Genomic DNA, 13,176 nt, shown 5'->3' with positions numbered 1-13,176 from the left:
CATCACTTCTACAGATAGTTATCACCGGCGCCGAGTGAAATAATTCGGCTTATTTCAGCTAATGTCAGCCCTGATTCTTGTTGCCAAGTATTGAATGCTGCTTGTGTTTGTTTAAGGCCTGTTTGTGAACTAAATCCGGCATCGACAACGTTTTTGGCTTTTAAATACCCTTGTACATCGTTGGATAATATAAAGGTGTCTTTGCCAATGGAGCGTAAAAAGTACGCAACAGTATTGCCGCCTAAACGGGTCCCTTGTTTTTTCAGTGACTGCCATAAACCGATAATGTCTTCGGTGGGCCAGTGGGCGATGAACTCAGCAAAGCTGCCGTGTTCAGCCGCCAATGATTGCACCATATAGGCATTATCCATAATAGCCTGGGTCTTCTTTTGGTGGCGGATCAGTGTTGCGTCGGATGCCCGTTGTTGAATCTGCTCAGGTGATAGCATCAGCACTTTTTGTGGCTCAAAATCAAAGAAGGCTTTTTCATAAGCGGGCCATTTATTGTCGACTACGCGCCACACAAAACCACTTTGAAAAACCCGCTTAGACATAGCTGATAATAATTGTGCATCACTGTATTCGGCTATTTCACTACTGGATAATGTGTTGGGTAACAAAGCTTCAACAGCCGCCATTCCACCTTTGCGTTCACAGGCACGTAACACGATATCAGCAAATTTTTCTAGCTTAGCCACAATATGGTCCTCAGGTATTTGATTGTCATTTAGCGTTTGAGTTATGAGCTAAATTAATCTATTTAAATGATTATATGGCACAAACAAAACAGCCATCTATACGATGGCTGTGGTTGTTTAGATTAACATTAGGCGTTAAATGTTTCTTTCTTTTTTAAGTTGTAAAAATTGCTTCCACTTTACCACTTCTGGTGGTAACTCTGGTGTTGCACCTTCATATCCCGCTTCTAACACTAAGGTGTCAATCGGCACTTGTTTGCCTTTACATATAAATACGCCACGGACATGAACAATACAATGCAAACCGCGTGCGGTGACAAAACGCTGCTCAATATAGAAATATTTTTCGTCCCATCCAACCACTTTAGTTTCAACTTCAAACTTTTCAAATGGCTTAATATCACGGATATAAGTGAACTCAGATGCATTAACAATTGGCATCCACTTCATCTTAAGAAATTTTTTCATTAATCCCATATCGGCGATCATATAGGTACGTGCCAAGTCCATGAATGCAGGGTAGCGTGAGTTAGTGAGATGCAGATTTACATCGCAATCAAACGGCAGCGCTCGATAACTAATCTTGCTGGTGCCTAAAAAACCAATGCCAGGACAATGGCGAATGCGCCACATGAATAACCACACTAATCGAAAATAAAGATTCATTTACAACCACTCCTTTATGAGTGCCACAGGCTAGCAGAGGTCATACCAGCGAGCAAGCAGAGTTTTCGCGATTTTCGTGGGTGTTTGTGCGTTGAGTTGATTGAACTTATGTGGCTAGGACATTATTATAGCGCTGCTGAATTTCAGCATTAATTCTCAGGGCGGGGCGAAACTCCCCACCGGCGGTAAATACTTATGCCTACTTATATGGTGTAAGCATAAAGCCCGCGAGCGCTCGATTCGTCGAGGTCAGCAGATTTGGTGACTTAGTTTATTACTATATGGTAATAGCTAATATTCCAAAGCCGACGGTTAAAGTCCGGATGAGAGAGAATAGCAACACCATCAGTAGACTCTGTCCACTGATGCAATTCTATTTGGCGTAAAAACCCTCTTCAAAGCCCTGGTTCTGGTATTTTTTAGGAGTAAACCATGAATCAGTTATCTTTACTTGCACCTTTTGGTGATCCAATCGAACGCGTTGAAAAAGCTATTATTGCCTTACAACAAGGTCGGGGCGTGTTATTGCTTGATGATGAAGATCGTGAAAACGAAGGCGACATTATCTATTCAGCACAGCACCTAACCACAGAGCAAATGGCATTAATGATCCGTGAATGCAGCGGTATTGTGTGCTTATGCTTAACTGATGAGCAAGCTAATAAGCTTGAACTGCCACCTATGGTGATGGATAACAACAGTGCTAATCAAACGGCATTTACGGTATCGATAGAAGCCAAAGTTGGCGTGACCACAGGTGTTTCAGCAGCTGATCGTGTTACTACAGTTAAAACGGCAACAGCAGTACATGCTAAAGCCAGCGACTTAGCAAGACCGGGGCATGTGTTTCCACTGCGCGCCCGTGCTGGTGGAGTGATGTCGCGCTCGCGGCCATACAGAGGGCACAGTTGATTTGATGCAAATGTCAGGTTTAGCGCCTGCTGGTGTGTTGTGTGAACTAACCAATGAAGATGGCACTATGGCTAAAACACCACAAATTGTTGCCTTTGGTTTAAAACATAACATGCCGGTTCTAACGATAGAAGATATGGTAATGTATCGCTTAAAGCATGATTTGAAATTAGCATAGTTGATTTAACGGACTTAATAGCTTTGAAGTACTATTGCTGGAAAGAGGCGCATAAGCGCCTCTTTTATTATCAGCCAGCGTACTAGATTAAGCCTGCTTATATGAGGGGTAATGACATTAAAGTGCATCTATAAATGCTTGGTATTGGGCCATTGTCTTAGCCTCAGTTAACATTCCTTGATGGCCAGTATTAGGGACAATAATCAGCTCTTTATTTGCAGATTTGCTAGCCGCATATAACTTCTCTGATAGCCCCACAGGTACTTCCTCATCATTCTCTCCAGCAATGACTAATAATGGCCCTTTATAATATTGTGCGACCACTTTTTCATTATCTATTTTACGAAAATCTTCTGGCATTTCCACACTCATAAAGGGTGCCATATACCAGGGCGTTTTTTCATCTACCCAGTCATCAGCGTTGGTTGCTGAACCATGTAATACTAATGCGCTAATGGTATTGTTTTTGGCTAAATCAGCCGCAATAAAGCTGCCTAGCGAGTAGCCATGCAGAATGACTTTTGTCGGTTGATATTGTTGATGCAAATAGTCCAATTGTTGCTGTGCATCAGACACAATATTTTTAATGCGTGGCTTGCCTTCACTTGCGCCTAATCCGCGGCGATCCATCACAAAAATATCAGTACTCAATGCTGAAAGCATGGTTAATGCTGACAAACTATATGGCTCTATTTTCATCCCATTACCTTGGAAAAACACTAAGGTAACCTTGCTGTTTGGGTTATCAATATAAAAACCATTTAAGCTGACATTATCGCTGGCTGTTAATTGGACTGGAGTAATTAAATGATCTGGCAAGGCTTGCTGTAATTTTTGGGTGAATTCGGTTGTAAAGGGCGTTGGTGCTTTATCATTGGCAATAAAGGTTTCTTCGCTAATTCGCATTGTGCAGGCTGAAGTCATCAATATTATTGCGCTTATCGCGGCTTTTTTAACTAACGTGAGCATATTATCTTCCTTAATTTATTCATCAATTTGATGAACTAAAATATCGCCTGGTGAACATTGTAAGTGCTGACAAATAGCATCCAATGTTGAAAATCGAATCGCCTTAGCACGTCCGCTGCGTAGTACAGATAAGTTTTGTGGGGTAATACCTACCCGTTCAGCCAGTTCAGTTGACTTCATTTTACGTTTTGCCAACATGACATCTAATTCAATAATAATGGCCATTAAATAGTTAATTTCGCCTCCATTTGTAATTCGGCGGCGTGTTTCATTACCCAGCCAATGCAATAGAAAATAAGTCCAACTAACGCGTATTTAATCTCTTGGCTGCCGATAGTAAAAAAGCCGGGGACAGCGCTACTTAACCCAGTTGAATGCAGAAATATTGCTACCACTATAGGGTAAAATAAACTGAGTACTATCCACACAAAAAAGACCGTGGCAATGCGCGTTAAGCAGTAAAAATTTGCTGAGGTAAATACCTGACCATTTTGGTATAAGCTAAATAATCGGAACAAGAAAAAATAAATAAACAAATAAGGAATTATTTCGACGCTGCCAAGAATAACGCCAGGGTTAAATCCATCAGCATAAAGGTGTTGACCTAAGGCTTGCCAGGATGGTTCAAAATCGACACTGAGGTAACTGCTAAAAAATCCCCACCAATCGACACTCATAAAATATATGCCGTCTTTATATTCACCCATGGTCATCACAGCAAGGTAACTACCAAGTTGCAGTGTCGCGAGCAGTAGTAGTAACCATTTTATCCATTTACTGATTATTGCAATTCTATCCATGAGTGGCTTTTCATCTGAGTAATGATGCAGCTAAGTTATCATAATGATTCTATATCGGCAATAAGTTATCGATAAACGATAACTTAAGGTGTTTAAATAAAGCGGCTATAACAGGAATGGGCGCTGGTTAGGCTATTTGACTGAAGTGTCGATGACTGACATTACAATTCGATAAAGAGTTGGTTCAATAGCTTTTTGATCTGTTCATCATCTTCTTTAAATTGAATGCCTACATTCACTTTGCCATTTTCAAAACGACTATTACATACTCTGGCGGGAATGGTAATTTCAAGATCGCTAGGTGAGCGAAGCACAACAAAGATATCTTTTTGGTTTACAGTCACTTTAGGGTTGTCGGTTTTAAAAACAAAACCACAACCTTTTGCGGAAATATCAGAAATAATGCCCTTTAATTGGGCTGCTTTTTTAACCTCTTGTTCGCCTCTTGCGACAAGCGATGCCGGTAAATGGGTGACATAACGTTGATGAGTACGTAGTTGTCTATTTTCAATTTTTTCTGGGTAGGTTAAAAATATAAATTTTTCAGGAATCTTAGTGATATTTCGAATGGTGGCTTTAAACGCGTAACACTCCCCTTGTTGACCTTCGAGTAGATAACGAACAACAACCACATTGCCTTCGGTCAACACATCGCTGTAGTTATTCATATTCTGTGGGGCGGGATGTTTTAAGATAATATATTGGCCTAAATCATAACCTGCTAACGCCGCTTTTATACGTAGTTTAACAGGATGGTCAATTTGTAAATCGACGATTTTTCCTGGTTTTAAATCAAAGAAAATAGGCTGTATATTGGCTGTCAACGTTCAAGTCCGTTCATAGATTATTATTAGTATGGAGGCCTGTTAATGTATTGTGATAATCCCCGTAAGGCAATTCTTTTTATGCCAATAATGGATAAACGCCCTAAGTTATCAAGTGTGGATGTTTCAATTTAAACAAAAAGCGCCATTAAGGCGCTTTTGTTGTTTACAGTATTTTGTTAAACAGCAATACCACTATGTCTTAATAATGCATCGGTATTAGGTTCGCGTCCCATAAAGCGTTTAAATAGCTCCATTGGCTCTTCACTACCACCCATTTCGAGTATGTTTTTTAAGAAACTTTTGCCTGTTTCTGAGTTGAAAATACCCTCATCTTCAAAGCGCGAAAAGGCATCTGCGGACAATACTTCAGCCCACTTATAGCTGTAATATCCCGCGGCGTAGCCACCGGCAAAAATATGGGCAAAGCCATGTTGGAAGCGGTTAAAGCTAGGGGGGACTAATACCGCTATCTTACTGCGTACTTCATCTAAAATACCCTGAATATCGGCGCCCTTAGCAGGATCAAACTCATGATGCATTCTAAAGTCGAATAACGAGAACTCCAACTGGCGCAACATCATCATGCCAGATTGGAAATTCTTTGCCGCTAACATTTTATCCAGCAATGCTTTAGGAAGTGGCTCACCGGTTTCAAAGTGACCTGAAATTTCCGCTAATGCTTCTTCTTGCCAGCACCAGTTTTCTAAAAATTGACTTGGTAATTCAACCGCATCCCATGGCACACCATTAATGCCTGATACACCGCCTACATCAACTTTGGTGAGCATGTGGTGAATGCCGTGGCCAAACTCATGGAATAAGGTAATCACTTCGTCATGGGTAAATAAAGCCGGCTTACCATTTACGGGGCCATTAAAGTTACAAGTTAAATAAGCAACTGGCTTTTGTAGGCCAGTAGAGGTAATACGACGACCTCGACAATCATCCATCCATGCTCCGCCACGTTTACCTGTGCGGGCATATAAGTCGAGATAGAAGCTGCCACGGTGAATGTTTTCAGCATCAAAAATATGGAAAAAACGCACATCTTTATGCCAGGTATCAAATTGTTTTTCTTCTTTAATGGTTAAACCAAACAGCTTGTTTACCGTAAAGAAAAGACCTGATAATGCTTTGTTTTCAGGAAAGTACGGGCGTAACACTTCTTGGGATACTTCATACTTATGCTGTTGCAGTTTTTCGGCATAGAAGCTTAAATCCCACGACGCCATTTCGGTCACATTGAAATGTTCTTTTGCGAAGGCACGAAGTTCAGCCAACTCGCTAGCAGCTTGATCTTTTGAGCGCTCACCTAATTCATTTAAAAAGCCTAGCACTTGCTCAGGGGTTTCAGCCATTTTGGTTGCCAAAGATTCATCGGCATAGCTTTTAAAACCTAATAAGTTAGCAATTTCATGACGTAGTGCAATAATTTCATTCATGTTGTTGCTGTTATCAAACTCTCCCGCATTCGGGCCCTGGTCTGATGCGCGCGTTACAAATGCACGGTAGCATTCTTCACGTAACTCACGGTTTTCACTGTAGGTCATAACAGGTAAATATGATGGGAAATCTAAGGTGAATAACCAACCTGTTTTCTCATTCTCGTCAGCCATGGCTTTTGCTGCTGCGATAGCTGATTCCGGTAAGCCGACTAACTCCGATTCATCGGTGATCAGTTTGGTCCACGCTTGGGTGGCATCGAGTAATTGGTTGGAAAAATTGCTGGTAAGTTCTGAAAGGCGTTTCACTATGTCGCCATAACGGATTTTATCTGCATCACTTAAGCCAATGCCCGATAATTCAAAATCACGAAGGCTTTGTTCAATCACCATTTTTTGTGCCTGGGTTAATTGGCCAAAATCCGCGGACTGGTGAATCGATTTATACGCTTCATATAAGCCTTGGTGTTGGCCTACATAGGTGCCGTAATCCGATAATAGTGGCAGGCAGTCATCGTGTGCTTCACGCCATTCATCATTACTAACAACTGAATTCATATGAGAAACCGGTGACCAGACTTTACTGAGCTCATCATCAACTTCTTCGAGCGGCGCAATTAAGTTATCCCAAGTATATAGACTATTCTTTGCGAGGAGTTCATCAATGCTGTTGCGGCAGTTTTCGATGGCTTGTTCTACAGCTGGCTTAATGTGTTCAGTTTTTATTTGTGAAAAAAGCGGTAATTCTGTGCCACTTAGCAATGGGTTGCTCATAATGTTTCCTCTAAGAGTAGGCGTATGTGATCTTTATGAGGGCGACAGGGTTGAATTTCAAGTCAAATAGGCTGTTCGGATGAATCGGAGTATGCCTAAGAATACTCTATCAGGCATTACCTAGGTTAAAAACTGACTAAAAAAAGTGATTTTGCTCCCGATTTGCATTTACATGCTATTTGCGGTGCAACTATTGACAACTAGATCGCAAATGCAATTCGTTATTATTATCTTTCTTACGGCTATTAGTTAGTATTATTAAAATTGTTAATTTCTGTTTCGATGAGTCAATAATCATTATGACAAAGTTACCTCCTGTGTCAGCAATCATAAGTACTTATATCTTAAGTCAGGTTTATCTTTTGCGAACCGCGATTATGGGGCTCACCTTGACAGGTATCCTTTTAACATCGTCAGTACAAGAACTGTCAGCGTCTGAGTTTGCATTAGATATTGCTTGGGATAGCGAGTATATCTCCGAAGGGCGCAATAACCTCGATAAAGGCGGCATTGCCTGGGGAGTTGCGAGTGTGATTCAAGATGATTTAATGGCTTTTGTAGCATTAGGCCGCGGTGACCAAACACATTATATTGAGTGGGATTTTGGTGTTGAATACACTGTTCATTTACATGAATACCTTGACGCTACGCTGGGTTATCAGCGGTTAGAGTTTTATGGTGATGAACGCGGTTCAGATAACGAGTTGTTTAGTTCACTCACTTATACTGGAATAGATTGGTTAGTGCCTGCAGTAAGTTACACCTATGCCACTGAAGCCGATGGATACTTTATAGAAGTGAGCTTGCATAGCCCATGGGAGATTACTGAACTATTTAATGTAACGCCATATATTCTCCAGGGCTTTGATTTCCAATATGTGACTGAGCAACATGATGGTGCCAATCACATACAGTTCGGTGTTGAAGTGGGTTATGCACTATCTAACAATGTGGAATTGTCAGCGCACTTTAGCCGTACTAAAGCATTAGAGGATATTAAGCGTGAAACATTGGTTGAGGGTGTTAAGGGGAGTTTAAATCAAACCTATGTTGGTGTGCATGTTAACTGGGCTTTCTAATTCGGCTAGATGACTATTGCACCTTTATGTGAAACTTAGTCTACACTTATAAGCGCAACAGGATGGTTGCGCTTTTTATCACCTCAGCTTTTGCAAGGATGCATTATGAAACTTTTCGTTATATTCTGTTTTGTCTTATTTTCTCTCATTTGTCTTTCAAGTATCAATCAAAGTATTGCCGGTGATGATTGGGCACAGCTAACTGCCAATACAAAGTTAAAACAAACTGAGCTTAATAATCAATCAGCAGTAAAGCTTGGTAAAGATGGTGTTTATGACAGTGAAGGTAAACCTATTAAGATAAGTCAGCCTTCATTTTCACTTGAATATGATGCTGAAGAAGCATTAGTTGCGCCATATCGGTTAAAAAATGCTACAAAATCCATCAAAGGGTCAGGAAAAACATCCTCCAAAACAAAATCATCCGCAGCCGCTAAAATGGCCGATGATCCCAGTTGTCGCTGGCTGCATAATCGTATTACCTATTTGCAAGGTAAAGTTCGAACAGAAAACCGCCATCAACAACATTTTGAAAAAGAGTTGTCCGCTAGGTTATCTGAGTGGAAATGTTTGCAGTGCGCAGGAAAAGGACCTTCTCAGGGTGATCACGACCGATGCCAGTACAAACGTTAACGCGAGTTTATTAATGGCACCTAGCATCCAAGTCGTTTCCTCCCTACAATAGCCATATCAATTGCAGCGGAGATTATCATGGCTCAACATTTTGACTATATTGCTTTGGGTGCCGGCAGTGGCGGTATCGCATCAGCAAATCGTGCAGCAATGCGCGGTGCAAAAGTATTAATTATTGAAGCAAAACATGTGGGTGGCACCTGTGTAAACGTAGGGTGTGTGCCTAAAAAAGTGATGTGGTATGGTGCGCATGTCGCAGATGCCATGAATCTTTATGCCAAAGATTATGGTTTTGACGTCACAGTTAATAAATTTGATTGGAACACCTTAGTTGATAATCGTGAAGCGTACATTGGACGCATTCACGAAGCCTACGGTCGTGGTTTTGCTAGCAACAAAGTGACACTACTAAACGGTTACGGCAAGTTTGTTAATAACAACACCATTGAAGTGAATGGTGAACATTACACCGCCGACCATATTGTGGTCGCAACCGGTGGCGCGCCGACTATTCCTGATATTCCAGGTGCCGAGTACGGTATCGATTCAAACGGGTTCTTTGAGTTACGTGAACAACCAAAGCGCGTCGCCGTAGTGGGTGCGGGTTATATTGCTGTCGAACTAGCAGGCGTATTACATGCCCTTGGTAGTGAAACTCATTTATTAGTGCGTAAACATGCACCTTTGCGCAACTTTGACCCTATCTTAGTTGATGCGCTTGTTGAAGCAATGGCAACCGATGGCCCAACATTACATACTCATAGTACGCCAAAGCAAGTGATTAAAAATGCGGATGCTAGCTTAACGCTAGAGCTTGAAAACGGTAATAGCATTACCGTAGACACGCTAATTTGGGCGATTGGGCGTTCACCAGCAACGGATAATATCGGTCTTGAAAATACTGATGTTACTTTAAATGCCAAAGGTTATGTAGTAACCGATGAGCAACAAAATACTACCGCAAAAGGCATTTACTGTGTTGGCGATATTATGGAAGGTGGTGTAGAGCTAACTCCAGTTGCCGTAAAAGCGGGGCGTTTATTGTCAGAGCGCTTATTTGGTCAAATGCCTAATGCAAAAATGGATTACAGCCTGATCCCTACTGTGGTGTTTAGTCATCCTCCAATTGGTACTATGGGGCTTACCGAATCCGAAGCGATTGAGCAGTACGGTAAAGATAAGGTGAAAGTCTACACCTCAGGCTTTACTTCAATGTACACAGCTGTCACAGCACACCGTCAAGCCTGTAAAATGAAGCTAGTATGTGCTGGAGATAATGAAGTGGTAGTAGGTATTCACGGTATCGGTTTTGGTATGGATGAAATACTTCAAGGATTTGGTGTTGCCATGAAAATGGGCGCAACCAAAGCAGACTTCGATTCAGTAGTCGCTATACATCCAACAGGTGCAGAAGAGTTTGTTACTATGAGATAATAGCTATCGCTATTAATAGACAAAAAAAGCAAACGACAGCGTTTGCTTTTTTATTGCCTGAGCATTTATTCCAATCATGTCTTTCATATTCATGCCGTTGGCGGTGAGTCTAAATGATACTAAAGTAGGGTTTATCAACGCTTTAAAATCAATAGACTATTACAATCGATAAAAAAGATCGTAACTCCTCATATTATCGTATAAGACTTAGATTAGCTAAATGCTTTTCATTGGTACTGCCAGATTAGGTGGTGATAGTAAAGTCACGATATAAAGGACATCGTATTTCGTATGTATAGTTTAAGCTCAAACCTCAAAATCAACCTTACCCATATTCCTCACTCTAATGCATCTATTTGGATTATTGATAACGTCATTGACGATTTCGATAAGGTGCTGCATTACTGCGATAAAATTGCTTATTTTAATCCTGTAGGCGCAGATGGAACGCTTTTTCCAGGCATGCGTGACGAAATGCCCAAGCCTTACTATCGATTGCTTTCCAGTTTATTCAACCGTTTAAGCGAGCACCCACAAGGGCATATTTTTAAACAATTTCAGATCATTAAAAGCTGGTTGTCAAAAGTGACTTTGCCCCCAGAACAACTTGATGTAATACAAACAATGCCACATTTTGATTCATTATCAGTTAATCATATCGCGGCAGTGCATTACCTGAATGATAATTGTTTGGGAGGAACAAGTTTTTATCGTTATAAAGGCATCGATAAACTACAACTAGCGCATGAGGATAAAGCGGTGATTTTAAAAATGGTGGAAGAGGTGAAACAAGCCGCCGATGTAAGAGGGGGTTATATCAACGAAACGGATCAATTTTTTGAAAAAGTGTTTTCTGTTGATGCTAAATCTAATCGGTTAATCATTTATGCTAGCAATATTCTGCACAGTGCTAATATTACTGAGGCAGTGGAGTTTGACAAATCATCTTCTTACAATCGCACCACAATTAACTCTTTTTTCAGTGTGAATTAGCGCCTTAGGTGATTGATTAGTTCGGGTTGACTTGTGCATTCCTACTTTGACCTTGGGTTAATAACCAAGTTTTAAAGTCTTTCAATGCAGGGATACGTTTATTTGAATGACCTATCAATTGGGTTAAGGCGTAACTCAGCTGGTGGTAGAGTTCTGGGGAATCATATTGCTTTTGTGCATCATCAATATTAATCAGCGCACCCCGCAAATATTGGATAACCAATTCCACTCGATCAAAACCGTTTATTTCACCAATTTCTTTAATCGCATCAGCATTCCAGTGATAATAAGCCGCTGCCAGTGTTGTGAATTTCTCTTGAAATGCATCGCTGCTCTTATTGAGAATGTCATCATTGGGCAGTACCCGTTCAATAACAAACATATTCTCAGATAAAATTGAATATAAGCGCTGGCAATGATGGTAGATAAACCGAGTATAAGGGTCGGGATATACTTCAGAGTCAATGTTTGCCTGTGTTAACCAGCGCTCTAGTTGATCACACCCTACAGCTACGATTAAATCAGCTTCGCTATTAAAATGATTATAAATTGTTCCCTTTGAAATCTGGCTAGCTTGGACTAAATGAGAGCGGCATAAGTCAAAGGTTTTATGACCTTTTAAGCAACGCTGTGACACGTCAACTAAGTACTTACCACGCTGATCCCAGCTGCTCATATTACACTCCTCACACTTTATAAAAGATCTTGACTACAGCATCACATTTAAACAGTAACAAACTTCTAACTTGTTGGGCATTGAGTAATACTGGTAGCACTATGAATAATATCAATAGCCCATGTTAAAAATAGAATTGCTGGAAGGTTTTATCGCCGTTGCACAAAGCGGCAACTTATCAAAAGCGGCCGAAAAGATATGCCGAACTCAATCGACCTTGAGTTTGCAAATCAAAAAACTGGAAGAGAGTGTTGGCCAAGAACTATTGATTAGGGATAACAAAGGTGTAACCTTGACTGAGTCAGGTAAAACGCTATTGAACTATGCCTATAAAATGACTCAGCTGCATTTACAAGCGTTAGATGATTTGAAAGATTGCGTTAATCGTGAGGTTATTCGTCTTGGTGTGCCTACTGATTACATCAAACGATACTTAAAAAGTTGTCTGTTGGAGTTTATTCGTGAGTTCACCTGCATTGAGTTGGTTATTGATACCGGCGTCAGTGGTAATCTTTATAAGCGTTTGAAGCAGGGGGACTTTGACTTAATAGTGGCAACACATTGGCAGCCACCCGTTCAAGGTGAATTGTTGTTTGAGCGAAAGTTTATTTGGGTTGCAGCTAAAAATGGCCAAGCACATTTACGTAGCACTATTCCAATGGCGCTTTATCCTGAAAATTGTCCCATTCGTGCCCAGGTGTTTGCTAACCACCAACTTTCAATGCGGCCAATTAACGTGCTGTTATCAACGCCTTCTCCTGACGCCTTGTGTATGGCGGTTGAAACTGACCTTGTGGTTGCGCCTATCGCAGAATTTAGGGTTACAGATAAAATGCAAATACTTGACCCGATAGAGCACGGATTACCGCCTTTACCGATGTTTAATGAGTCATTGTATGTTAATCCTGAAACACAGACAGCTACTACGCTACAACTTATTTCGTTGTTAAAATCGAATGTGCAAGAATTAGCAGACGTTCGCAGCGTTAATTAATCTCGATTAACGAACTTATAAAAATGCCAATCTTATTAAGATTGGCATTTTGAAAATTTAATCTTCATTACCGCTTTTACAAAGAATAAAACTGCAATGGA

The 13,176-nt window shown here is 40.8% G+C and carries 13 protein-coding genes, 1 pseudogene and 1 riboswitch; of the genes and pseudogenes, 6 read left to right on the top strand and 8 right to left on the bottom strand.

The features are described from left to right. Positions 1-8: 8 nt before the first annotated feature. Together ACRWQN_RS00850 and ACRWQN_RS00845 are read right to left on the bottom strand one after the other, a co-directional pair. Positions 9-698: a DNA-3-methyladenine glycosylase I gene (locus tag ACRWQN_RS00850; RefSeq protein WP_434939477.1), complete on the bottom strand. Its 690-nt coding sequence runs from the start codon at positions 696-698 to the stop codon at positions 9-11. A gap of 135 nt (positions 699-833) precedes the next feature. Then, entirely contained in the window at positions 834-1,364 is a 531-nt protein-coding gene (locus ACRWQN_RS00845) for a thioesterase family protein (protein WP_434927564.1), read from the bottom strand. A gap of 148 nt (positions 1,365-1,512) precedes the next feature. Further along, positions 1,513-1,703, top strand: a riboswitch (FMN riboswitch). A 93-nt stretch (positions 1,704-1,796) separates the two neighbouring features. Between ACRWQN_RS00845 and ribB the strand changes: the two are divergent. Next, positions 1,797-2,454: pseudogene (gene ribB / locus ACRWQN_RS00840) on the top strand (3,4-dihydroxy-2-butanone-4-phosphate synthase). Between the two features lie 117 nt (positions 2,455-2,571). On the opposite strand, the gene ACRWQN_RS00835 reads toward ribB, so the two are convergent. The 5 genes from ACRWQN_RS00835 to prlC form a co-directional block, all read right to left on the bottom strand. Further along, complete coding sequence (locus ACRWQN_RS00835; RefSeq protein WP_434939476.1) at positions 2,572-3,423, bottom strand: alpha/beta hydrolase; 852 nt, start codon at positions 3,421-3,423, stop codon at positions 2,572-2,574. Between the two features lie 15 nt (positions 3,424-3,438). Continuing rightward, positions 3,439-3,648: a helix-turn-helix domain-containing protein gene (locus ACRWQN_RS00830; RefSeq protein ID WP_434927561.1), complete on the bottom strand. Its 210-nt coding sequence runs from the start codon at positions 3,646-3,648 to the stop codon at positions 3,439-3,441. Then, complete coding sequence (locus tag ACRWQN_RS00825; protein ID WP_434939475.1) at positions 3,648-4,223, bottom strand: DUF2975 domain-containing protein; 576 nt, start codon at positions 4,221-4,223, stop codon at positions 3,648-3,650. The genes ACRWQN_RS00830 and ACRWQN_RS00825 overlap by 1 nt, the downstream gene beginning before the upstream one ends. Before the next feature lie 161 nt (positions 4,224-4,384). After that, the gene (locus ACRWQN_RS00820) at positions 4,385-5,047 is read right to left on the bottom strand and encodes a PilZ domain-containing protein (RefSeq protein ID WP_434939474.1); all 663 of its coding nucleotides are present in this window, start codon (positions 5,045-5,047) and stop codon (positions 4,385-4,387) included. Between the two features lie 179 nt (positions 5,048-5,226). Then, positions 5,227-7,266, bottom strand: coding sequence for an oligopeptidase A (gene prlC, locus ACRWQN_RS00815; RefSeq protein ID WP_434939473.1), 2,040 nt, complete (start codon positions 7,264-7,266; stop codon positions 5,227-5,229). 389 nt (positions 7,267-7,655) lie between these two features. Between prlC and ACRWQN_RS00810 the strand changes: the two genes are divergently transcribed. The 4 genes from ACRWQN_RS00810 to ACRWQN_RS00795 all read left to right on the top strand — a co-directional run bounded on the left by ACRWQN_RS00810 (position 7,656) and on the right by ACRWQN_RS00795 (position 11,405). Beyond that, positions 7,656-8,345: a hypothetical protein gene (locus ACRWQN_RS00810; RefSeq protein WP_434939472.1), complete on the top strand. Its 690-nt coding sequence runs from the start codon at positions 7,656-7,658 to the stop codon at positions 8,343-8,345. 105 nt (positions 8,346-8,450) lie between these two features. Beyond that, entirely contained in the window at positions 8,451-8,978 is a 528-nt protein-coding gene (locus ACRWQN_RS00805; protein WP_434939471.1) for a hypothetical protein, read from the top strand. Positions 8,979-9,056: 78 nt separating this feature from the next. Next, positions 9,057-10,412, top strand: a complete 1,356-nt coding sequence (gene gorA / locus ACRWQN_RS00800; RefSeq protein ID WP_434939470.1) for a glutathione-disulfide reductase — start codon at positions 9,057-9,059, stop codon at positions 10,410-10,412. A 291-nt stretch (positions 10,413-10,703) separates the two neighbouring features. Next, positions 10,704-11,405 (top strand): DUF6445 family protein, encoded by a 702-nt coding sequence (locus tag ACRWQN_RS00795; RefSeq protein WP_434939469.1) that lies wholly within the window; start codon positions 10,704-10,706, stop codon positions 11,403-11,405. A 16-nt stretch (positions 11,406-11,421) separates the two neighbouring features. Here ACRWQN_RS00795 and ACRWQN_RS00790 read toward each other — a convergent pair whose 3' ends face one another. Then, positions 11,422-12,081, bottom strand: a complete 660-nt coding sequence (locus ACRWQN_RS00790) for a TetR/AcrR family transcriptional regulator (RefSeq protein WP_434939468.1) — start codon at positions 12,079-12,081, stop codon at positions 11,422-11,424. 121 nt (positions 12,082-12,202) lie between these two features. Here ACRWQN_RS00790 and ACRWQN_RS00785 point away from each other — a divergent pair, with 121 nt between their 5' ends. Next, positions 12,203-13,075, top strand: coding sequence for a LysR family transcriptional regulator (locus ACRWQN_RS00785; protein WP_434939467.1), 873 nt, complete (start codon positions 12,203-12,205; stop codon positions 13,073-13,075). Positions 13,076-13,176 lie beyond the last annotated feature (101 nt).

Source organism: Shewanella sp. HL-SH8, from assembly GCF_051165765.1.
Taxonomy (GTDB): domain Bacteria; phylum Pseudomonadota; class Gammaproteobacteria; order Enterobacterales; family Shewanellaceae; genus Shewanella; species Shewanella glacialimarina.
Note: the sequence above shows the minus strand (reverse complement) of the source record. Positions and strands in the feature narration are given on the sequence as shown.